Genomic DNA, 260 nt, shown 5'->3' on the forward strand with positions numbered 1-260 from the left:
AAAGGCGCTGCTTTTCTCTCATTAAATTATAGAAGAGCTTCTTTTGATCATTGGTAGTCCCAATTTTTACAAGACGGAAGTTATCTAGAATAAATTTTAAAACATATGAACGAATCCACCAGCTAGCGTAGTAAGAGAGCTTCGCCCCCTTATCTGGATCATAGAGAGAGACGGCCTTCATTAAACCAACATTCCCCTCTTGGATAAGATCCATGACGTTGCTATAAGCGTACTTATACTCCATCGCAATTTTCACAACG

1 protein-coding gene is annotated in these 260 nt (G+C 39.2%); it reads right to left on the bottom strand.

All coding sequences use genetic code 11. The features are described from left to right. On the bottom strand, positions 1–260 hold a 260-nt coding region (locus M901_RS08895; RefSeq protein WP_034721514.1), incomplete at both ends, for a sigma factor.

Origin of the sequence: Bacteriovorax sp. DB6_IX, assembly GCF_000447775.1 — a bacterium.
Lineage (GTDB): Bacteria > Bdellovibrionota > Bacteriovoracia > Bacteriovoracales > Bacteriovoracaceae > Halobacteriovorax_A.